Here is a 20,441-nt window from a genome sequence, read left to right as displayed (position 1 = left end):
AGGCTAGGCTGAGAGGTATGGTGAACACATGTGAATCGACATAAGACCCGTGATCAAGAAACTGCCAAAGATGCTGATAGGCAGTGGCCAAAAGGCAAGTGGACAGGATGCGATCTTAATTATTGATCGCACGAGAATGTTGCTCCACCGAGTTAGAGTCGACACCTAACCCTCTCTGTCATTTATGCGGAACGTGGTAAGCCCGTCTTGCCGCCCAACTGAGGGCAGGTGAATCGCAAGAGGAACTGTTGGGGAGGCGGGTAAAGGAGACTGGAGAAAGCGAACGCCGGGTTGTAACGACGCGGATAGGGGCTGAAACATTGCTTCACCCGAAAGGGGGCAGACTTCCAGTTGGTCTTGAATCGCGAGAACATTTGTAGAACTCTCACAACGGCGGCAAAGCAAATGATGATAGCTTCTGCTATTGGTGCAGCCACCGACTGCAAAGTGGATTGGCGCACGCCAAGGTACACCGAACGGTACGAGGGCTGCAAATTGGTATCGCGAAGGCCGAACGGCCGGCTCTGTCACTGGGGCTTATCAAGGCTTGAGCCGTGTGCGGTGAAAGTCGCAAGCACGGTTCTTAGGGGGCTGGGTGGCGGTAACGTCGCCTGGCTACCCGACCCGGCCACCGGTTTGTAGGTCGGCCTGAAGGCCGACCTACAGCGGGGCACCAACCGCCGCCCGGGCGGCCGGAGTCATGATCAAGGCCGCGTCGCTCATCACCCAACCAATGCCGAAACAACCACCCCCGTCCACCGCCCGGCGCGCCGACTACGACACGCCCTGGAAGGACGTGCTCGACCGCTGGCATCGGCAGTTCCTCGAGTTTTTCTTCCCCCTGGCCGCCGCCGAGATCGACTGGTCGCGCGGGCATGAATTTCTCGACAAAGAGCTGCAGAAGGTCACCCGGCGCGCGGTCGTGGGACGCCGCCATGTGGACAAGCTGATCAAAGTCTGGCGGCGCAGCGGAGCGGAGACCTGGGTATTGATCCATACCGAGGTGCAAGGCAACCGGGAGGCGGACTTCCCGAAGCGCCTGTACACCTACCACTCGCGCCTGACGGATCGCTACAACCGCCCGGTCGCCACCTTCGTGGTGCTGACGGACGATCATCCCGACTGGCGCCCCGCGCGCTACGAGCAGGCGCTGTGGGGCTGCCGGGCGGTCTTGGAGTTCCCCAGCATCAAGCTGCTGGACTACCGCGACCGAGTGACCGAACTGGAGACCAGCGCCAATCCCTTTGCGCTGGTCGCGTTGGCGCACCTGGCGGCCATCGCCACCCGCCGCGACCCGCCCGCGCGCCTCGCACACAAGATCGGCCTGACCCGCCGACTCTATCGACGGGGGCTGGAGCGCGACGACATCTTGAGCCTTTACGCCTTTATCGACTGGGTGTTAGCGTTGCCCGACGCCTTGGAAGAAGACTACCATCGTTGTATCCAAGCGATAGAGGAAGCCGAGCACATGCAATACGTGACCACTGCCGAGCGCATCGGGATTCAGAAAGGCCGCAAAGAGGGCCGCAAAGAGGGCCGCAAAGAGGGCCGCAAAGAGGGCGAGGTCGCCATCCTCCTGCGCCAGATCGCCCGCAAGTTCGGTCCGCCCACCGACGCGGTGCGCGAGCGCATCGCGGGCGCCGACCCCGAGACCCTGTTGGAATGGTCCGACCTAATCCTGACCGCCCAGACCCTCGACGAGGTGCTCCACTGACACGCGCCAACCCGCAGGGTTCGCCGTGCGGACCAGCGACCTGCGCTCAGCGGGGCGTGCCGCTCAGCCGTCAGGCCGAACAACCGGGAGCGCCGCACCCCAGCGCGGCCCGGCCGCGCCTTGATCACGATTCCGGCCACCCGTCGTCGCAGCAACCCGTCGCGGCCAGGGGCCGCTCCGACGCCGTAGGAGCAGCCCCCCGGCCGCGACGAGTGCCAGCCGGGATCTGGCCGGATTAACGATCACGGCCTTTCCGGGCCTTGATCATCACTCCTGCCACCGGGAGCGCCGCACCCCAGTGCGGCGCGGCCTATCCGCGGAACGCAACGCCGCGGTCGCTCGCGAGGCCGCGCCGCACTGGGGTGCGGCGCTCCCAGCGTCCGCGCGGGCTTAATCGCGTGCGCTCGCCGGTGCGGCGTGGCCGGGGTGATGATCAAGGCCCATGCCCGCACCGACGCCGTAGGAGCGGCCCCCCGGCCGCGACGGGTGACCGCCAGGGTGCGTGGCCGCCAGCCTCCCTGCCGACATGACGCCCCAGAGTGCGAACCCGATCACAGAGTCAAGCAGCATCCACCAATCGCCCGCACTGCCCATTGACCGACCCTAATCGACTGTGGTGTTATATATCGCCGTTCATCCTATGAATTCTCGGCCCGCCCCGCCGGCCGGCCGGCCCCCAAGCCCCGAGTACCGTCCCGTCACGGTAGGGCGGTAGCGTGTCCGACACCGCCATCAAGGTCCGCCGTCACCTCAGCGACGACATGCGCTACCGCCTGCTCAAGCACCTCTCGGAGCAACCGCAGGCCAGCCAACGGCACCTCTCCGAGGTCCTCGGCGTCAGCGTCGGCAGCCTCAACTACTGCGTCAACGCCCTCATCGAGCGCGGTTGGGTCAAGGCCACCAACTTCCGGAACAGCCACAACAAGCTCGCCTACGCCTACCTCCTGACCCCCAGCGGCATCGAAGCCAAGACCCGCATCGCCATGCGCTTTCTGCAGCGCAAGCTGGAGGAGTATGAGGCGCTGGAACACGAGATCGCCCAACTCCGCTCCGAGGTCGCCGCCGCCCAAGCGCCCGCTGGGGAAGCCGTCAGCGATTAGCCGTCAGCGGCCCCGCAGGATGCTCCCGGCCACGGGCAGGTGTAGGTCGCCCTTCAAGGCGACCGGACCCCCCGTGCTGCCGGGCGATCACCCTGAAGGGCGACCTACATTGCCGGGGCCGATGCCGGCACGATGATCAAGGCCCAACTGCCCTTGATCATCGTCGCAGCCACCCGTCGCGCCCGGGGGCCCGCTCCCACGCCGTAGGAGCAGCCCCCCGGCCGCGACGAGCGCCAGCCGGGATCCGCCGGATCAATGCTCGAAGCCCCCAGCCGACCCGCGGGACGGGCCTCGATCAAGATTCCGGCCATTTGGGCTCGCCGGGTGCGTAGTCAGGCCATCTTGGCCTGACAGCGTCAGGGCTGGAAGCCCTGACGACGCACGCCGCTAGCCGGGACTATGATCAAGGCCCGCGGGACGCGCCGCCGCGCTCACCAGCAAGCTCGTTGCGCCGCACTGGGGTGCAGCGCTCCCAGCGGCCGGCACAATGGCACGGCAGTCAAGGGCAGGATGCCGGAACTCAGCGCCACTGACGCTACCGCTCAGCCAGCCCCGCGCCTTAAGCGCCGGAAACAGCAAGCAGAACACCACCCCAGCCCGCGGCCAACAGCAAACCCCAAGTGCCCTGGACCAGGCCGAAGCCAAGCGCCAATGCCAACGACCACATCAATTCGGATCGCATCCCCTTGAAGACCCAGACTTGATTATTGGCCGCCATTCATGGTCCCATGATGAGATTCAGGCGCTGAACAAGTACAGTGCCCAAGGTAGTCATCAGCCCCCGCCACAGATACCGGCACGACACGGTAGGGCGGTAGCCTGACAAACCCCCGCTGCCGTGACCGAAAAGCGCCACTATCGCGTCATCAAGCACCTGGCGGCCTACCCCCAGCCACCCAGCGCGACCTGGCCGAAATACTGGGCATCAGTATCGGCAGCACCAACCACGGCGTATGCGCCGTCGGCCTTGATCATCACCCCGGCCAAGCCGCACCGGCGAGCGCACGCGCTTAAGCCCGCGCGGACGCCGGGAGCGCCGCACCCCAGTGCGGCGCGGCCTCGCGAGCGACCGCGGCGTTGCGTTCTGCGGATAGGCCGCGCCGCACTGGGGTGCGGCGCTCCCGGTGGCCGGAATGATGATCGAGGCCGCGCCGTCATCGACCAGGGTTGGATCAAAGGCCATGATCATCACTCCGGCCCGCGGCGAGTGGCCCGCACAGCGGACCCTACGGTAAGGCCGCGCTCCGTAGCGTCCGCTGTGCGGACCAACGGCCTCGCGGTCAGTTCGGTGGCCGACAGGATGACCAAGGCCGGTCAAGGTACGGAACGTCGGCCGCGATCACTACTCCGGCCACCTCGAGGGTGACATCCGTCGCGGCCACATCGCGGCCGGACTCATGATCAAGCCCAGAACTTCCGCAACAGCACGCATAAGCTCGCCGGCCTACCTGCCCGCCGGACTCGAAGCCCAGGCCCGCAGGCCTTAGATCATCGCTCCGGCCAACGAACGCGTAGGGTGCGCCGCGCGCACCTGGAACGTCCGCGCAGTTCACAGGCTACCGGGTGCGCACGGCGCACCCTACGGGCGTTGGCTCGGTTCCGGTCGGAACGACGATCGAGGCCGGCCCGGGCCTTGATCATCATCCCGGCCAGCGCCGTACGTAGTCAGGGCTTCCAGCCCTGAAGGTGTCAGGCCAAGATGGCCTGACCACGCACCCGCCGAGCCCAAGCGGCCGGAATCTTGATCAAGGCCCATGCCCGCACCGACGCCGTAGGAGCGGCCCCCCGGCCGCGACGGGTGACCGCCAGGGTGCGTGGCCGCCAGCCTCCCTGCCGACATGACGCCCCAGAGTGCGAACCCGATCACAGATTCAAGCAGCATCCACCGATCGCCCGCACTGCCCATTGACCGACCCTAATCTACTGTGGTGTCATATATCGCCGTTCATCCTATGAATTCTCGGCCCGCCCCGCCGGCCGGCCGGCCCCCAAGCCCCGAGTACCGTCCCGACACGGTAGGGCGGTAGCGTGTCCGACACCGCCATCAAGGTCCGCCGTCACCTCAGCGACGACATGCGCTACCGCCTGCTCAAGCACCTCTCGGAGCAACCGCAGGCCAGCCAACGGCACCTCTCCGAGGTCCTCGGCGTCAGCGTCGGCAGCCTCAACTACTGCGTCAACGCCCTCATCGAGCGCGGTTGGGTCAAGGCCACCAACTTCCGGAACAGCCACAACAAGCTCGCCTACGCCTACCTCCTGACCCCCAGCGGCATCGAAGCCAAGACCCGCATCGCCATGCGCTTTCTGCAGCGCAAGCTGGAGGAGTATGAGGCGCTGGAACACGAGATCGCCCAACTCCGCTCCGAGGTCGCCGCCGCCCAAGCGCCCGCTGGGGAAGCCGTCAGCGATTAGCCGTCAGCGGCCCCGCAGGATGCTCCCGGCCACGGGCAGGTGTAGGTCGCCCTTCAAGGCGACCGGACCCCCCGTGCTGCCGGGCGATCACCCTGAAGGGCGACCTACATTGCCGGGGCCGATGCCGGCACGATGATCAAGGCCCAACTGCCCTTGATCATCGTCGCAGCCACCCGTCGCGCCCGGGGGCCCGCTCCCACGCCGTAGGAGCAGCCCCCCGGCCGCGACGAGCGCCAGCCGGGATCCGCCGGATCAATGCTCGAAGCCCCCAGCCGACCCGCGGGACGGGCCTCGATCAAGATTCCGGCCATTTGGGCTCGCCGGGTGCGTAGTCAGGCCATCTTGGCCTGACAGCGTCAGGGCTGGAAGCCCTGACGACGCACGCCGCTAGCCGGGACTATGATCAAGGCCCGCGGGACGCGCCGCCGCGCTCACCAGCAAGCTCGTTGCGCCGCACTGGGGTGCAGCGCTCCCAGCGGCCGGCACAATGGCACGGCAGTCAAGGGCAGGATGCCGGAACTCAGCGCCACTGACGCTACCGCTCAGCCAGCCCCGCGCCTTAAGCGCCGGAAACAGCAAGCAGAACACCACCCCAGCCCGCGTCCAACAGCAAACCCCAAGTGCCCTGGACCAGGCCGAAGCCAAGCGCCAATGCCAACGACCACATCAATTCGGATCGCATCCCCTTGAAGACCCAGACTTGATTATTGGCCGCCATTCATGGTCCCATGATGAGATTCAGGCGCTGAACAAGTACAGTGCCCAAGGTAGTCATCAGCCCCCGCCACAGATACCGGCACGACACGGTAGGGCGGTAGCCTGACAAACCCCCGCTGCCGTGACCGAAAAGCGCCACTATCGCGTCATCAAGCACCTGGCGGCCTACCCCCAGCCACCCAGCGCGACCTGGCCGAAGTACTGGGCATCAGTATCGGCAGCACCAACCACGGCGTATGCGCCGTCGGCCTTGATCATCACCCCGGCCAAGCCGCACCGGCGAGCGCACGCGCTTAAGCCCGCGCGGACGCCGGGAGCGCCGCACCCCAGTGCGGCGCGGCCTCGCGAGCGACCGCGGCGTTGCGTTCTGCGGATAGGCCGCGCCACACTGGGGTGCGGCGCTCCCGGTGGCCGGAATGATGATCGAGGCCGCGCCGTCATCGACCAGGGTTGGATCAAAGGCCATGATCATCACTCCGGCCCGCGGCGAGTGGCCCGCACAGCGGACCCTACGGTAAGGCCGCGCTCCGTAGCGTCCGCTGTGCGGACCAACGGCCTCGCGGTCAGTTCGGTGGCCGACAGGATGACCAAGGCCGGCCCGGGCCTTGATCATCATCCCGGCCAGCGCCGTACGTAGTCAGGGCTTCCAGCCCTGAAGGTGTCAGGCCAAGATGGCCTGACCACGCACCCGCCGAGCCCAAGCGGCCGGAATCTTGATCAAGGCCCATGCCCGCACCCACGCCGTAGGAGCGGCCCCCCGGCCGCGACGGGTGACCGCCAGGGTGCGTGGCCGCCAGCCTCCCTGCCGACATGACGCCCCAGAGTGCGAACCCGATCACAGAGTCAAGCAGCATCCACCAATCGCCCGCACTGCCCATTGACCGACCCTAATCGACTGTGGTGTTATATATCGCCGTTCATCCTATGAATTCTCGGCCCGCCCCGCCGGCCGGCTGGCCCCCAAGCCCCGAGTACCGTCCCGTCACGGTAGGGCGGTAGCGTGTCCGAGACCCCAACCAAAGTCCGTCGACACCTCAGCGACGACCTGCGTTACCGCCTGCTCAAGCACCTCGCGGAGCAACCCCAAGCCAGCCAACGGCAACTCTCGCAAGTCCTTGGCGTCAGCGTCGGCAGCCTCAACTACTGCATCAACGCACTGATCGAGCGCGGTTGGGTCAAGGTCACCAACTTCCGGAACAGCCACCACAAGCTCGCCTACGCCTACCTCCTCACCCCCAGCGGCATCGAGGCCAAGACCCGCATCGCCGTGCGCTTCTTGCAGCGTAAGCTGGAGGAATACGAGGCGCTGGAGCGGGAGATCGCCCAACTCCGCTCCGAGGTCGCCGCTGCCCAAGAGCCCCCCGGAGAGACTGTCAGCGATCAGCCGTCAGCGATGGTCCCTGTCAGCACTTACCCCGTGGCGTGAAACCCAGATGAATACCCAGGCGCTGAAAGACACGATCAGACGTGAGCTGCCGGAGATCATCCGCACGGATCCGGAGTTTCGCGGCTACATTCTGGATTTGACCCGCCAGGAGTATGCCGGGCGGGCGGCAACCGAAGACCGGTTCTACGAACTCCTGGCGGAACTGCGCCGCGATCGGGAGGAAGGCGCCCGCAAGTGGGACGAGTATAAAAAAGAACAAAACCAAAAGTGGGACGAACAAAACCGCAAGTGGGACCAGCATCAGGCGGAGCAGCGCGAAGAATTCAAGCGGATTCACGAGGAAATCATGGCCCAGGCGCAGCGCCATGACCGCAGCATCGGCGCGCTGGGCTCGCGCTGGGGCCTGCAATCGGAGAAGGCCTTCCGCGACGCGCTGGCCGGGATGCTGGAGAAGAACTTCGGCGTCCAGGTGCTCAACGTCAACGAATACGACGATCAGGGTACCGTGTTCGGGCGGCCCGACCAGATCGAACTGGACGTCATTATCCAAAACGGTCTGCTGTTGATTTGTGAACTGAAGTCGTCCATCGACAAGGCCGGGATGTACATCTTCGAGCGCAAAGCCCGGTTTTACGAGCAGCGACACCAGCGCACCGCCAACCGCCTGATCGTGATCTCACCGATGATCGACGCCCGGGCGCGCCAGGTGGCGGAGCGCCTGGGGATCGAGACCTACGGCGACTCGCTGGAGGTGCAAGCGTTATGAGGGGTATGGATGAATCAGCCCTGGATATCCGCTGGCAACCGCGCTTTGCCAATTACCGGCGAGCCTTACAGCAACTGCGCGAGGGCGTAGACTTGGCCGAAGCACGGCCCTTGTCGCGACTCGAACAGCAAGGTTTAATTGACGAAAACACGGCAAGACAACTGATCGCGATCGTTACCACCCGCTACATGACCGTTTTCGCGGCTTTCCAGACACATATGCAGGCACTGGCCGATGATGTCGGCGGCTGACATCACCCCGGAAACGTGCGGGCTGTCGCAGTCGGTCATCGATCGAATTTGCGCCGTATTTGCCAACTGTCCCACCGTCGAACGGGCGTTGCTCTATGGTTCTCGCGCCAAGGGCAATTACCACCATGGCTCGGATATCGACCTGGCCCTGGAGGGTCGCGGGCTCGACGAAACCCAACTGCTGGCACTGGAAACCCAGTTGGACGACCTGCTGCTGCCTTACTGCATCGATCTCTCCAGGCTTGCCGGTATCCAGGACGAAGCACTGCGGGACCACATCCGACGGGTTGGCCGGGTATTTTACGAAACACAATCGATTCTGCCATCACCGTTAGCCGGACCCGACCTCAGCCCGTCAGATGTGGTGGGGAACCCACCGCATCCATCGCGTCGATCGATTTCGCGGCCATGATCATCGCCACGGCCACCGGGAGCGCCGCACCCCAGTGCGGCCCGTGCTCGCTACCGCCGCCAGGTGTAACTTTTCGGACCATCGGCGTAGGGTGCGCCGTGCGCACCTTGCCGGACCGCCAACGCTGAGTATCGCGGACATCGCCGCTGCAGCAACACAGAGTCCGCCAGCCTCAACGCAAATCCTGACCCCTGAATTCAACCTGACGCCTCGCCCCACGCCTGTCACCGATGTTTGCCATCAGCGTCGAAAACCTCAGCAAATCCTCTCTGGTCGGCCACAACGCCGCCAAGGGCGAGCGTTACCCCGCGTTGCGCGATACGCTCGCCCGCAACGCCCCACTGCCGTTAAGTCAAGCGCCGCAGCCCAAGCGCCTGGAGTCCAAGGCTTCAGCCTTAGCGCGCGCCAAGGCGCAAGCCTTGGACTCCAGGCAGAGGCGACGCGGTCGGCGAGTGCGCCTTAACTTACTGCTGACGGCGCCGACCACCCCACTCGCCAAGCTCCGACATCTCACACGAATGCGCATCGCAAGGGAAGAATACGAACGGATCATCAGGGTCTTCCCGCGTGTCTGCGTCGACATCCTACTGACCGACACAGCAGGACGTGTCCTGCTACTCCAGCGTACCAACCAGCCCGCCATCGGCCAATGGTGGTTTCCGGGCGGCCGGGTGCATATCGGCGAGACCCGCCTCCAGGCCGCGCACCGCAAGCTCAGGGAAGAGTGCGTCCTGCCCGCCGGGGAGTTGACCGAACTGGGCAGCTTCGATCTGTTCTTCGAGATCGACCAGACCACCTATCACGACGTGACCATCCTCTTCCGTCGGCAGGTCGAATCCGGAACTGAGATCCTCATTGATGCTCAGGCAAGCGCCTTCGGCTGGTTCTACCCCGAGCAATGTCGAGACCTCGGCCTGAATCGGTATGTCATCGACAACATCCTGGTCCATGCCCAACCGGCCCTGAACCCGGCCTCCTGGTCGCCGCGCTCTGAACCCTGTCTCATCGCATGACCAAGGCCTTCATCACCGGCATCACCGGCCAGGACGGCTCTTACCTCACGGAGCTGCTGTTGGCCCAGGGCTACGAAGTGCACGGCGCCGTGCGCCGCACCAGCACCCTGGAGCGCAGCCGCCTCGCGCACCTGTACGCCGACCAGTCCCTGTACAACCGGCGGCTCTTTCTGCACTACGCCGACCTGGACGACCCGACCACACTGCGCCGCGTGCTGACCAAGGTCCAGCCGTCCGAGCTTTACCACCTCGCCGGCCAGAGCCACGTCGGACTCAGTTTCGAGATCCCGGAGACTACCTGCGAATTCACCGCCATGGGGACCCTGCGGCTGCTGGAGATCATGCGGGACCTGCCCGACCCGCCGCGCCTCTTCCACGCCACCTCCAGCGAGATCTTCGGCCAGCCCGAGCAGGTACCCCAGACCGAGAACACCCCCATGGCGCCCATCAACCCCTACGGCTGCGCCAAGGCCTTCGCCACCCAGATGCTGCGCATCTATCGCGATGCGCATGGCCTGTTCGCCGTCAACGGCATCCTCTACAACCACGAGTCGCCCCGCCGCGGCGAGAACTTCGTCACCCGCAAGATCTGCCGTGCCGCCGCCGCCATCAAGGCCGGCCGCCAGCACCAGCTCAAGCTGGGCGACACTTCCGCCCGCCGTGACTGGGGCCACGCCCGCGACTATGTCCGCGGCATGTGGCTGGCCCTGCAGCACCCGACACCGGACGATTACCTCTTCGCGACCGGCAAGCTGCACAGCGTCCAAGACGTGCTGGAACAGTCGTTCGCCGCCTTGGATCTCGACTGGCGCGACCATGTCGAGAGCGATCCGGGCCTGCTGCGCCCCGCCGAGCCCATGAAGTTGGTCGGTGATGCAAGCAAGGCCCGCACCGTCCTTGGCTGGGTCCCGCAAACCGCGTTCGCCGACCTCATCCGCGAGATGACCTTGGCCGAACTGCGGCTCATATGATTCCAACGTGCCAACCATTCATGACGTCCGCGTGACCAATCAGACACTGATCATCGAACCCGGCCTCGCCGAGCGCCACTACTGGCGCGACCTCTGGCGCTACCGCGAGCTCTTCTACGTCCTCGCCTGGCGCGACGTCGCCGTGCGCTACAAGCAGACCATCATCGGCCTTGCCTGGGCCCTGCTGCAGCCCTTCTTTACTATGGTCGTCTTCACCGTCGTCTTCGGCAAACTCGCCCGGATGCCCACCGAGGGCGACACCCCCTACGCCTTGCTGGTCTATGCCGGACTGCTGCCCTGGCAATTCTTCGCCAGCGCCCTGTCGTCCGCGTCCGGCAGCCTGACCGGCAACGCCAACCTGATCAGCAAGGTCTATTTTCCGCGGCTCATCGTCCCCACCGCCGCGGTGGTGACCTCGTTCATTGATTTTCTCATCAGCTTCGGCATCCTGGTCCTGCTCATGCTCTGGTACCAGTTCTGGCCCGGCTGGCAGATCCTCACCTTACCCGGCTTCGTCCTCATGGCCTTCCTCGCCAGTCTGGGGCCGGGGCTGTGGATCACGGCACTCAACGTCAAATATCGCGACTTTCGCTACGTCATCCCCTTCATCGTCTCGATGGGCCTCTATGTCTCCCCCGTGGGCTTCAGCTCCAGCGTCATCCCGGAACAATGGCGGTTGCTCTACGCCCTCAACCCCATGGTCGGCGTCATCGACGGCTTCCGCTGGGCCATCCTCGGCGGCGCGGCACACATCTACTGGCCGGGGTTCATCCTGAGCTGGGGCCTGATCGCCTGCTTCCTGTGGCTGGGCATCCGCCAGTTTCGCCGGATGGAAAGGAGCTTTGCGGATTTTGTGTGAGGGGTGAGGAGAGAGGGGTGAGGGGTGAGGCGTAGCGAGATGCTTTTCTCCTCACCCCTGCCTTGATCATAATTCCGCCCACCTCGTTCAGCCCCGAGGCCAACGGGCCCTTGCAGAATATGATCTTGCGCGCGTCAACCCACATCGACCGGGCGGTCTTGGGCGGATTTGCGATCAAGGCCGGAGTCCGACATGAGTGAACTCAGCATACTGTATCAAACCGATTATGCAACGTGGGCTCAACGCCATGCCGAGCTGCTGCGCGCCGGACGCTACACGGAATTGGATCTCGAGCATTTACTGGATGAGCTCAGTGACATGAGCAAAAGCGAGCGCCGCGAACTGGAAAGCCGGCTGTTGATTCTGCTCGCCCACTTATTGAAATGGGAATACCAATACCGCGACCTGTCCGACCGTTGGCGGGAATTCAAGGGCGATAGTTGGCGTACGACCATCGTCGAACAACGCAAGCAGCTTGCCGTGCTGCTGCGCCAAGCCCCCGGCCTGAAATCCATCTTTCCCGACGCCATCACGAGCGCCTATACCGACGCGGTCGACCTGGCAAGCAAGGAGACGCGCCTGCCGCCGGAGACCTTTCCGGCGCTTTGCCCCTACCATGTTGCCGCACTGTTCGATGACGACTACTATCCTGGCTCAGCGCAAAACGAAGATGACCATGGCTGACGACCGCGCCGCCGCCGTGAGGAGATTCAAACCATGCTTGGCTTCACTGACCTTGACCTCAAGCAAACCCTGGCAATCATTCGGATGCTATAGCAGATGTCGAATCATAGCGGCAGCTACATGCTAAATACCGTCTTGAAAAAGTTGGATGAATCTTCAGTCTTTGATTATCTCGGTAAAGAAAAGACACAGATATTCGTTGGCGAGATTCTCGATCTCGCCTTCGAGTACGACTGCAATCCCGGAGAGATACTGGAAGACCTCGGTAAACGGCTGGGTGTCTGTTACTATTGCGGGAGACCTGCTGATGAATTCGTCGGCGATATCTGCAAGCAATGCAATGAGCGTCTGGGTTCTTGAGAAATCGAGGCACGCCACATCCCGCGGCCTGTGCCGCCGCCGACCGCCCTCGCAATCCTGGAGAACTGGTATGACAACGGAAGCGCAACTGCGTATCCAGGGTCTGGACGTCTTGATTGGCGCGATGGGGCTGTAGGAATGTGAGGCGTGAGGGGGGGGCGTGAGGGGGTGAGGCGTGAGGGGGGAGGAGAGAGGCGTAACGAGATGCTTCACTCCTCACTCCTCACCCCTCACCCCTCACTCCTCACTCCTCACGCCCCCCCCCGCGCGAGTCCATCGGCTTCTTCGCCGCCGCGGAAGCCCAGGGCGTCGACGCTGGGGCGCGCCTCCTGCCCATCCGCGAAGAGCAACTCAAAGGCGCCGCGGACGGAGGGGTCTGAACGCTTACGATGCACCGTGCGGCAGTGTCCGTACCCAGCAACATCGCCAAAGGGTACGAGTACGAGACCAACATAAAGCAGGATCCACTTCCTCGCTTACGTCAAAGGCAGTACTGAAAAGCTCCGCACCCAAATCTCGATCGGCATGGACATCGGCTACATCGACAAACCCACCGGCCACCACTAGCCCAGCGAAGCCCAATTCAGTTTTCACCCTTCATCTTCCCATGCGCCTAACCCCCCATCAGATAGAAAATATCCTCTCGACCGCCAAACGTCTTGCCGGCGATTCCGTCGCGGTGTATCTGTTTGGATCCCGTACCGACGACCGGGCGCGTGGAGGTGATGTTGATTTACTCATCGAAACCCCCGCAGGACTGGATTTACTGGTCCGCGCTCACCTGAAAATGGAGTTGGAGACCCAGTTAGGCCTGCCGGTCGATATACTCGCCCAAACACCCACGAAGGTGCCAACCGCCTTCCAGGTCATCGCCCGCGCCGGAGCGATCCGATTGGAGGCGGACAAATGACAGGCCAGCGACTTGCCGCGGAGCGTACCCATCTTGCCGGTCTGCTCGATGCCATCCAACGCTGCGTCTACTTTCTCGAAGCCTCGCGTCACAAACACACCTGGCCGCTGGCATCGGATGACCTGGCCAAACGACGTAAAGACATCGGCCTGTTCGAGTCCCTTGCGGCGATTAACGAACGATTTGCCAAACTGCAAGACACCCTTGGAGCAAGCATGAGGCATGCTGTGTTACTTGCCGGCGAGCCTGGAGACACCTTTCTAAGAATACTGGCCTTTTTTGAAAAGATTGGTGTGCTGGAGTCCATCGCGGACTGGCAGCTATGCCGCGCGACACGCAATCTCGCGGCTCACGAGTACGATACCGACTACGCAACGATCGCCGAGCATTTCAACGCCCTGAACGGATTGATACCCAGCCTGTACGGCAACGCGGGCCGTTTTCTCGCCTACTGCCGCGAAGACCTGAGCATCCTTCCCTTAGCAGGCGACTTTCAAGCCGAATTTGACTCCATCATCGCCAATTCGGAACGCCCGGAAAGCCCACACCCTTAAACGCTCACAAGCCAACTAGAGGTCTTAGGGCGACCTGGCCGAACTCTACGCCACTGAGCGTGTCGTCCCCGTCGTCATTTTCCTGCGCCCCGGCGGCTTTCCAACCCGTCTGGTCCTCGGCAGCGAGACCCGGACCTACCTCGACTTCCAATATATCGCCTGCGTCCTCAAGCAGATCCCGGCCCGCGACCACCTCCACAGCAGCAACCTCGTCGCCCGCCTCAACCTGCCCAACATGGCCTACGCCCCGCAAGACAAGCTCCTGGTCTACGCCCAGGCGATGCGGGGCCTCCTCGAACTGGAACCGGCCCCGAGAAACGGCTCAAATACGTCGACTTCATCGACATCTACGCCGACCTGGATGACAATGAGCGTCAGCTCTACACCCAGATCTACCCGCAAGAGGTCACCGCCATGACTGGATTTGCCCAGCGTTTCACAGAACAAGGCCGCGAAGAAGGCCGGCAAGAAGGCCGAGATGAAGGCCTGCAACAAGGCCTGGAGCAAGGCCTGCAGCGTGGGGAAGCGCGCATCGTGACCGCCCTGCTGCGCCTCCGCTTTGGCGACCTGCCCGCTGCCTACCGCGAGCGCATCGAAACGGCCGACGCCGACACCCTGCTGCGCTGGTCCGAACGGGTGCTGACCGCCCCGACCCTGGATGAGGTCCTGGCCGGTTGAAGCGTGAGGGGTGAGGGGTGAGGGGTGAGGGGTGAGGGGTGAGGAAGCATCACGAATTGAGGGTTTGGCAGGGGGCGATGGACTTGGTCGTCGAGGTCTACCAGGTATCGGGCGGATTTCCGTCCAGTGAACTGTATGGGTTGACCAGCCAAATGCGCCGCGCTGCCGTGTCCGTGCCGAGCAACATCGCCGAAGGTGCCGCCCGCGACAGCGACAAAGAATTCCTCCATTTCCTCGCCATCGCCCGCGGTTCCCTCAGCGAACTGGAAACCCAACTGCAACTTGCCCAACGCCTCGGCTATGCAACCCAAATCGAGCAAACCGCCGCCCACATCGACACAGTCTTCGGCCAGCTCGGCGGGCTCATCCGTACCCTAAAACTTAGGAATGTGAGGGGTGAGGGGTGAAGAGTGAGGGGTGAGGGGTGAGGCGTGAGGCGTGAGGCGTGAGGCGTGAGGGGTGAGGGGTGAGGGGTGAGGGGTGAGGGGTGAGGGGTGAGGGGTGAGGGGTGAGGTGGGCCCCCGCCCGACTCCTAACTCCTAACTCCTCACTCCTCACTCCTAACTCCTCACCCCTCACCCCCTACCTCGTCGGCCACAACGCCACCCAGGGCGAGCGCTACACGGCCCTGCGCGACGTCATCGCCCGCAACGCCCGCGATCTGGCGCGCAAGACCTTGCGACATGATCCATGGTCGCGCCATCATCCAGGGCGATGAGGTAGAAGAATTCTGGGCACTCAAGGACATCAACTTCGAGATCCAGCAAGGGGACCGCGTGGGCATCATCGGCCGCAACGGCGCAGGAAAATCCACTCTGCTCAAGATCCTCAGTCGCATCACCAAACCGGCCACCGGCCGCGTCACCATCAATGGGCGGGTCGCCAGCCTGCTGGAGGTTGGCAACGGTTTTCGGGAGTTCCGGGGACGAGTTTCGGGGGCAGTTCACTCATCTTTTGGCTCGTTGCTCCAAGCACATTGGCCAAACGAACGCGGCTCCGTGGAATTGATTAAACTGTCCCCGGAATTGTCTCAAGCCACACAACCTCCTGACCTACAAATCGGGCCAGGAGAGTCTGGACGCCTGGGCCATCGACGAACTGATCGGCCATTATGTCAATTATCGCAAGGCCTTCGCCCCGCGCGAGCCGACGCACCGGTTCGGGCTCTATGCGGTCACCACCCGCCGACCCCGCGCCCTGGCCGCGCAGGTGGCGCTGGAGCCGGTCAAGCCCGGGGTCTACCGCCTGCCGGTGGTGGGTCGTATGATCACCCTCATCGTCCTGCGCGAGGAGGAGATCTGTCCGCGCAACGCCCTGTGGTCACTGTTCAGTTTCGAGGCCGCGCGGGTCGCCTTGGGGGCCGAGAGTTACCGCTGGCGCCAGGACGATCATCTGCCGATCCTGGAGACCATCTATCAACGCTATTGCCAGACAGGTATCCCGATGTCATACACCTTCGAGGACTTTCTCCACGATTATGCGCTCGAAATGCTGGAGCGATTGACCCCGGAGGAACGGCTGCGGGGGTTATCGCCGGAGGAGTTGCTGCGGGGGTTGTCGCCGGAGGAGTTGTTGCGGGGGTTGTCGCCGGAGGAGTTGCTGCGGGGGCTGCCCCTGGAGGAACGGTTGCGGGGACTCAGCGACGCCGAACTGGACCGAATCGAAGCGCTTCTGGCGCATCGGAAGTCCGGTCAGCACTGAGCGGAACCGATGGCTTCGGATCGCACACCTGGGTCACTGGCGAACCCGGGCCGGGACTGTCCGGTGCCCGCGACTTCGGCATTCATCGGTAACTGGCCCATTATCCGCCCCGGCCCCTTCCCCCTTAGAAATTGTCATCCCCGGTATTGCCTATTTCCTCCCCCCCGCGATGATCGACTGGCACCGCCTCTTCGGCCTGACCCTGGAAGACTACTTCACCGGGACCCACTATCGGGTGGAACTGGAGAAGGACGTCGCCCGCAAGCGCCAGGTGCTGGATGTGGTTATCGTGCGCGGGAGCGGCGCGGCCCTGGACGATCCCTGCGACGGGCTGGAGGACCTCAAACCCCACAACCTCCTGACCTACAAATCGGGCCAGGAGAGTCTGGACGCCTGGGCCATCGACGAACTGATCGGCCATTATGTCAATTATCGCAAGGCCTTCGCCCCGCGCGAGCCGACGCACCGGTTCGGGCTCTATGCGGTCACCACCCGCCGGCCCCGCGCCCTGGCGCACCAGGTGACGCTGGAGCCGGTCAAGCCCGGGGTATACCGCCTACCGGTGGTGGGTCGTATGATCACCCTCATCGTCCTGCGCGAGGTGGAGGTTTGTCCGCGCAACGCCCTGTGGTCACTCTTCAGTTTCGAGGCCGCGCGGGTCGCCCTGGGGGCCGAGAGTTACCGCTGGCGCCAGGACGATCATCTGCCGATCCTGGAGACCATCTACCAACGCTATCGCGAGACGGGGATTCCGATGTCCTACACCTTTGAAGACTTTCGCCACGACTATGAACGCGAACTGCTGGAGCGGCTGCCCCCGGAGGAACGGCTGCGGGGGCTGCCCCCGGAGGAACGGTTGCGGGGACTCAGCGACGCCGAACTGGACCGACTCGAAGCGCTGCTGGCGCGACGGAAGTCCGGTCAGCACTGAGCGGAACCGATGGCTTCGGATCGCCCACCGGGGTCACTGGCGAACCCGGTCCGGGACCGTCCGGTGCCCGCGACTTCGGCATTCATGGGGAACTGGCCCATTATCCGCCAGGGGTGAGGAAGCATCACGAATTGAGGGTTTGGCAGGGGGCGATGGACTTGGTCGTCGAGGTCTACCAGGTATCGGGCGGATTTCCGTCCAGTGAAATGTATGGGTTGACCAGCCAAATGCGCCGCGCTGCCGTGTCCGTGCCGAGCAACATCGCCGAAGGTGCCGCCCGCGACGGGGTGAGGGGTGAGGCGTGAGGGGTGAGGGGTGAGGGGTGAGGGGTGAGGGGTGAGGCGTAACGAGATGCTTCCCTCCTCCCTCCTCCCTCCTCACTCTTCACTCCTCACTCTTCACTCTTCACTCTTCACTCTTCACTCTTCACTCTTCACTCTTCACTCCTCCCTCCTCCCTCCTCCCGCCCCCCCATGAGCCACGATCAGAACTTCAAAAACCTCATCTGCGACTACCCGCGCGAGTCCATCAGCTTCTTCGCCGCCGCGGAAGCCCAGGCCGTCGACGCGGGGGCGCGTCTCCTGCCCATCCGCGAAGAGCAACTCAAAGAACGCCTGGGCGAGCGGTTTCGTGAACTCGACGTGCCCCTCCTGGTGGAATGGCCCGACGGTCGCCGTGCCGCCCTGCTCTTCGTCCTCGAAGAAGAAACCGACGCAGCACGCTTCTCCATCCATCGCCTGGCCCACTACTGCCTCGACCTGGCCGAACTCTACGCCACTGAGCGTGTCGTCCCCGTCGTCATCTTCCTGCGCCCCGGCGGCTTTCCGACCCGTCTGGTCCTCGGCAGCGAGACCCGGACCTACCTCGATTTCCACTACATTGCCTGTGCGCTCAAGCAGATCCCGGCCCGCGACCATCTCCATAGCACCAACCTGGTCGCCCGTCTCAACCTGCCCAACATGGCCTACGCCCCGCAAGACAAGCTCCTGGTCTACGCCCAGGCGCTGCGCGGCCTCCTCGAACTGGAACCGGCCCCCGAGAAACGGCTCAAATACATCGACTTCATCGACATCTACGCCGACCTGGATGACAATGAGCGTCAGCTCTACACCCGGCTCTACCCGCAAGAGGTCACCGCCATGACTGGATTTGCCCAGCGTTTCACAGAACAAGGCCGAGATGAAGGCCGGCAACAAGGCCGAGATGAAGGCCTGCAACAAGGCCGAGATGAAGGCCTGCAACAAGGCCGAGATGAAGGCCTGCAACAAGGCCGAGATGAAGGCCTGCAACAAGGCCTGCAGCGCGGGGAAGCGCGCATCGTGACCGCCCTGCTGCGCCTCCGCTTTGGCGACCTGCCCGCTGCCTACCGCGAGCGCATCGAAACGGCCGACGCCGACACCCTGCTGCGCTGGTCCGAACGGGTGCTGACCGCCGCGGGTTTGGATGAGGCTTTGGCTGATTGAAGCGTTAGGGGTGAGGGGTGAGGGGTGAGGGGTGAGGGGTGAGGTAGGTCCCCGCCCGACTCCTCACTCCTCACTCCTAACTCCTAACTCCTAACTCCTCACTCCTCACTCCTCACTCCTCACTCCCATGCCCGCCATCAAAGTCGAAAACCTCAGCAAGTCCTACCTTGTCGGCCACAACGCCGCCCAAGGCGAGCGCTACACGGCCCTGCGCGACGTCATCGCCCGCAACGCCCGCGATCTGGCCCGCAAGACACGCGACATGATCCACGGTCGCCCCATCATCCAGGGTGACTCGGTGGAGGAATTCTGGGCGCTGAAGGACGTCTCGTTCGAGATCGAACAAGGCGACCGTGTCGGCATCATCGGCCGCAATGGCGCCGGTAAATCGACCCTGCTCAAGATCCTCAGTCGCATCACCGAACCGACCAAGGGCCGCATCGAGATCAACGGCCGCGTTGCAAGCCTGCTGGAGGTAGGAACGGGTTTTCATCCGGAGTTAAGTGGCCGAGAAAACATTCTCCTCAACGGCGCCATCTTAGGCATGAGCCGTAAGGAAGTTCTGCGAAAGTTTGATGAAATCGTCGATTTCGCTGAAGTCGAAAAATTCCTTGACACTCCGGTCAAGCGCTACTCATCGGGGATGTACGTCCGCCTGGCTTTCGCCGTAGCGGCACATCTGGAATCGGAAATACTTATAGTTGATGAAGTACTGGCGGTGGGAGATGTGCAGTTTCAGAAGAAATGTTTGAGAAAAATGAGGGACGTTACAGAACGCGGTAGATCTGTCCTGTTTGTTAGCCATAATATGGCAGCAATTTCTTCCTTGTGCGATAAAGCAATTTTTCTTGAAAACGGCTTAATTATCACGGTCGGTTCCGTGTCTAACGTTATAGATAAATATTTGAACTCCGGCTTAGTCACTGCGGAATTGTTTTGGAAAGGACCATTCGAGCATTCATTAATCAGAGTTGAATCTGCAGAAATTGTACTAGGAGAAAATGAAGGGTTGTTAAGTCATAACCCGATATTAGTTAAAACTAAAATCAAGATAAAAAAACAAATCATTGGTTTGGTGATTGGTTGGGAACTAAAAAATATACAGAACGAAACGCTTGCTTACTCACTCTTCGATGATTTAGATCCGATATCTACAGAATATAGTTTACAGGGATGTTATGAGATGATCATGAGAATCCCCCCTGATACGCTTGCTGCGGGTGATTACATATTGTCTCTTGACGTCGGCATACATAACATTAAACGACTGGTGCCAGAAAAGCTTATCTCTCTTGGTTTCCGCTTAGAAAACACGGCAGGAATAGGAAGGCGATATCTAAGCGCCCGTTTTTCGATATTCCGGCCCGATTGGAATTGGTCCATTTCTAAGACAACCACATCTGCAACCTTATGAAGATAATTAGTCATCGAGGTTTTTGGTTTAGCGATGAAGAAAAAAACTCATCTGTAGCATTTGTACGGTCGTTTGAGTCCGGGTTTGGAACTGAGACAGACATACGAGACTATGCCGGTGAATTAGTCATATCTCACGATCCTC

At 62.7% G+C, this 20,441-nt stretch carries 23 protein-coding genes and 2 pseudogenes; 23 read left to right on the top strand and 2 right to left on the bottom strand.

The window, feature by feature from the left end:
• The first annotated feature begins 700 nt into the window (after positions 1–700).
• Positions 701–1,714, top strand: coding sequence for a DUF4351 domain-containing protein (locus THSYN_RS25320; RefSeq protein WP_236848689.1), 1,014 nt, complete (start codon positions 701–703; stop codon positions 1,712–1,714).
• A gap of 716 nt (positions 1,715–2,430) precedes the next feature.
• Positions 2,431–2,814 (top strand): MarR family EPS-associated transcriptional regulator, encoded by a 384-nt coding sequence (locus THSYN_RS25315; RefSeq protein ID WP_418219894.1) that lies wholly within the window; start codon positions 2,431–2,433, stop codon positions 2,812–2,814.
• Positions 2,815–3,373: 559 nt separating this feature from the next.
• Here THSYN_RS25315 and THSYN_RS35505 read toward each other — a convergent pair.
• Positions 3,374–3,532: a hypothetical protein gene (locus THSYN_RS35505; RefSeq protein ID WP_157817925.1), complete on the bottom strand. Its 159-nt coding sequence runs from the start codon at positions 3,530–3,532 to the stop codon at positions 3,374–3,376.
• A 1,310-nt stretch (positions 3,533–4,842) separates the two neighbouring features.
• Between THSYN_RS35505 and THSYN_RS25305 the strand changes: the two genes are divergently transcribed.
• The 12 genes from THSYN_RS25305 (at position 4,843) to THSYN_RS25245 (ending at position 14,110) form a co-directional block, all read left to right on the top strand.
• The gene (locus THSYN_RS25305) at positions 4,843–5,226 is read left to right on the top strand and encodes a MarR family EPS-associated transcriptional regulator (RefSeq protein ID WP_418219894.1); all 384 of its coding nucleotides are present in this window, start codon (positions 4,843–4,845) and stop codon (positions 5,224–5,226) included.
• 1,717 nt (positions 5,227–6,943) lie between these two features.
• A complete protein-coding gene (locus tag THSYN_RS25295; protein ID WP_100921574.1) occupies positions 6,944–7,369 on the top strand; it encodes a MarR family EPS-associated transcriptional regulator in 426 nt (141 codons plus the stop codon).
• 7 nt (positions 7,370–7,376) lie between these two features.
• Positions 7,377–8,096, top strand: a complete 720-nt coding sequence (locus THSYN_RS25290; RefSeq protein ID WP_100921573.1) for a PD-(D/E)XK nuclease family protein — start codon at positions 7,377–7,379, stop codon at positions 8,094–8,096.
• A 5-nt stretch (positions 8,097–8,101) separates the two neighbouring features.
• Entirely contained in the window at positions 8,102–8,347 is a 246-nt protein-coding gene (locus THSYN_RS25285) for a hypothetical protein (RefSeq protein WP_100921572.1), read from the top strand.
• Positions 8,331–8,759 carry a nucleotidyltransferase domain-containing protein gene (locus tag THSYN_RS25280; RefSeq protein ID WP_236848688.1) on the top strand — a complete coding sequence of 143 codons (429 nt, stop codon included), beginning with the start codon at positions 8,331–8,333 and terminating at the stop codon, positions 8,757–8,759. Before THSYN_RS25285 ends, THSYN_RS25280 begins: the two co-directional genes overlap by 17 nt.
• Before the next feature lie 518 nt (positions 8,760–9,277).
• Positions 9,278–9,772 carry an NUDIX domain-containing protein gene (locus THSYN_RS35015; RefSeq protein ID WP_172965337.1) on the top strand — a complete coding sequence of 165 codons (495 nt, stop codon included), beginning with the start codon at positions 9,278–9,280 and terminating at the stop codon, positions 9,770–9,772.
• Positions 9,769–10,743 carry a GDP-mannose 4,6-dehydratase gene (locus tag THSYN_RS25270; RefSeq protein ID WP_100921569.1) on the top strand — a complete coding sequence of 325 codons (975 nt, stop codon included), beginning with the start codon at positions 9,769–9,771 and terminating at the stop codon, positions 10,741–10,743. The genes THSYN_RS35015 and THSYN_RS25270 overlap by 4 nt, the downstream gene beginning before the upstream one ends.
• Before the next feature lie 31 nt (positions 10,744–10,774).
• Entirely contained in the window at positions 10,775–11,602 is an 828-nt protein-coding gene (locus tag THSYN_RS25265; protein WP_100922593.1) for an ABC transporter permease, read from the top strand.
• A gap of 192 nt (positions 11,603–11,794) precedes the next feature.
• The gene (locus THSYN_RS25260) at positions 11,795–12,286 is read left to right on the top strand and encodes a DUF29 domain-containing protein (protein WP_100921568.1); all 492 of its coding nucleotides are present in this window, start codon (positions 11,795–11,797) and stop codon (positions 12,284–12,286) included.
• Positions 12,287–12,382: 96 nt separating this feature from the next.
• Entirely contained in the window at positions 12,383–12,646 is a 264-nt protein-coding gene (locus THSYN_RS25255) for a hypothetical protein (RefSeq protein WP_100921567.1), read from the top strand.
• Between the two features lie 607 nt (positions 12,647–13,253).
• Positions 13,254–13,556, top strand: a complete 303-nt coding sequence (locus THSYN_RS25250) for a nucleotidyltransferase domain-containing protein (protein ID WP_100921566.1) — start codon at positions 13,254–13,256, stop codon at positions 13,554–13,556.
• On the top strand, positions 13,553–14,110 hold the full coding sequence (locus THSYN_RS25245) for a hypothetical protein (protein WP_100921565.1): 558 nt from the start codon (positions 13,553–13,555) through the stop codon (positions 14,108–14,110). Before THSYN_RS25250 ends, THSYN_RS25245 begins: the two co-directional genes overlap by 4 nt.
• Positions 14,111–14,377: 267 nt before the next feature.
• Here THSYN_RS25245 and THSYN_RS37050 read toward each other — a convergent pair whose 3' ends face one another.
• Complete coding sequence (locus tag THSYN_RS37050) at positions 14,378–14,602, bottom strand: hypothetical protein (RefSeq protein ID WP_335582474.1); 225 nt, start codon at positions 14,600–14,602, stop codon at positions 14,378–14,380.
• A 42-nt stretch (positions 14,603–14,644) separates the two neighbouring features.
• On the opposite strand from THSYN_RS37050, the gene THSYN_RS37045 reads away from it, so the two are divergent.
• From THSYN_RS37045 to THSYN_RS25200, 9 genes and pseudogenes are all read left to right on the top strand, one after another.
• Entirely contained in the window at positions 14,645–14,788 is a 144-nt protein-coding gene (locus THSYN_RS37045; protein ID WP_335582473.1) for a hypothetical protein, read from the top strand.
• A 77-nt stretch (positions 14,789–14,865) separates the two neighbouring features.
• Positions 14,866–15,195 (top strand): four helix bundle protein, encoded by a 330-nt coding sequence (locus THSYN_RS25235; RefSeq protein WP_236848687.1) that lies wholly within the window; start codon positions 14,866–14,868, stop codon positions 15,193–15,195.
• A gap of 101 nt (positions 15,196–15,296) precedes the next feature.
• Entirely contained in the window at positions 15,297–15,506 is a 210-nt protein-coding gene (locus THSYN_RS35010) for a hypothetical protein (protein ID WP_172965336.1), read from the top strand.
• Positions 15,472–15,633, top strand: a pseudogene (locus THSYN_RS36210) (ATP-binding cassette domain-containing protein); the annotation flags it as partial. The gene THSYN_RS35010 and the pseudogene THSYN_RS36210, both read left to right, overlap by 35 nt.
• A 364-nt stretch (positions 15,634–15,997) precedes the next feature.
• Positions 15,998–16,489 carry a hypothetical protein gene (locus THSYN_RS25220; protein WP_236848686.1) on the top strand — a complete coding sequence of 164 codons (492 nt, stop codon included), beginning with the start codon at positions 15,998–16,000 and terminating at the stop codon, positions 16,487–16,489.
• A gap of 169 nt (positions 16,490–16,658) precedes the next feature.
• Positions 16,659–17,420 (top strand): hypothetical protein, encoded by a 762-nt coding sequence (locus tag THSYN_RS36205; protein ID WP_236848685.1) that lies wholly within the window; start codon positions 16,659–16,661, stop codon positions 17,418–17,420.
• A 152-nt stretch (positions 17,421–17,572) separates the two neighbouring features.
• Positions 17,573–17,725 (top strand): four helix bundle protein, encoded by a 153-nt coding sequence (locus THSYN_RS25210; RefSeq protein ID WP_236848684.1) that lies wholly within the window; start codon positions 17,573–17,575, stop codon positions 17,723–17,725.
• Between the two features lie 168 nt (positions 17,726–17,893).
• Complete coding sequence (locus tag THSYN_RS25205) at positions 17,894–18,883, top strand: RpnC/YadD family protein (RefSeq protein ID WP_100921560.1); 990 nt, start codon at positions 17,894–17,896, stop codon at positions 18,881–18,883.
• A 346-nt stretch (positions 18,884–19,229) separates the two neighbouring features.
• Positions 19,230–20,297, top strand: a pseudogene (locus THSYN_RS25200) (ABC transporter ATP-binding protein); the annotation flags it as partial.
• Between the last annotated feature and the right edge of the window lie 144 nt (positions 20,298–20,441).

The sequence above is a fragment of the Candidatus Thiodictyon syntrophicum genome (assembly GCF_002813775.1).
Taxonomy (GTDB): Bacteria; Pseudomonadota; Gammaproteobacteria; order Chromatiales; family Chromatiaceae; genus Thiodictyon; species Thiodictyon syntrophicum.
This window is presented reverse-complemented; position numbering and strand designations above follow the sequence as displayed.

Coding starts and splice junctions, on each gene's coding strand:
- THSYN_RS25285 (WP_100921572.1), top strand. CDS start 8,102: ATGGATGAATCAGCCCTGGATATCCGCTGGCAACCGCGCTTTGCCAAT.
- THSYN_RS25235 (WP_236848687.1), top strand. CDS start 14,866: ATGGACTTGGTCGTCGAGGTCTACCAGGTATCGGGCGGATTTCCGTCC.
- THSYN_RS25210 (WP_236848684.1), top strand. CDS start 17,573: ATGGACTTGGTCGTCGAGGTCTACCAGGTATCGGGCGGATTTCCGTCC.
- THSYN_RS25255 (WP_100921567.1), top strand. CDS start 12,383: ATGTCGAATCATAGCGGCAGCTACATGCTAAATACCGTCTTGAAAAAG.
- THSYN_RS25245 (WP_100921565.1), top strand. CDS start 13,553: ATGACAGGCCAGCGACTTGCCGCGGAGCGTACCCATCTTGCCGGTCTG.
- THSYN_RS25250 (WP_100921566.1), top strand. CDS start 13,254: ATGCGCCTAACCCCCCATCAGATAGAAAATATCCTCTCGACCGCCAAA.
- THSYN_RS25260 (WP_100921568.1), top strand. CDS start 11,795: ATGAGTGAACTCAGCATACTGTATCAAACCGATTATGCAACGTGGGCT.
- THSYN_RS25290 (WP_100921573.1), top strand. CDS start 7,377: ATGAATACCCAGGCGCTGAAAGACACGATCAGACGTGAGCTGCCGGAG.
- THSYN_RS25320 (WP_236848689.1), top strand. CDS start 701: ATGATCAAGGCCGCGTCGCTCATCACCCAACCAATGCCGAAACAACCA.
- THSYN_RS25205 (WP_100921560.1), top strand. CDS start 17,894: ATGAGCCACGATCAGAACTTCAAAAACCTCATCTGCGACTACCCGCGC.
- THSYN_RS25270 (WP_100921569.1), top strand. CDS start 9,769: ATGACCAAGGCCTTCATCACCGGCATCACCGGCCAGGACGGCTCTTAC.
- THSYN_RS35015 (WP_172965337.1), top strand. CDS start 9,278: ATGCGCATCGCAAGGGAAGAATACGAACGGATCATCAGGGTCTTCCCG.
- THSYN_RS36205 (WP_236848685.1), top strand. CDS start 16,659: ATGATCGACTGGCACCGCCTCTTCGGCCTGACCCTGGAAGACTACTTC.
- THSYN_RS35505 (WP_157817925.1), bottom strand. CDS start 3,532: ATGGCGGCCAATAATCAAGTCTGGGTCTTCAAGGGGATGCGATCCGAA.
- THSYN_RS25280 (WP_236848688.1), top strand. CDS start 8,331: ATGATGTCGGCGGCTGACATCACCCCGGAAACGTGCGGGCTGTCGCAG.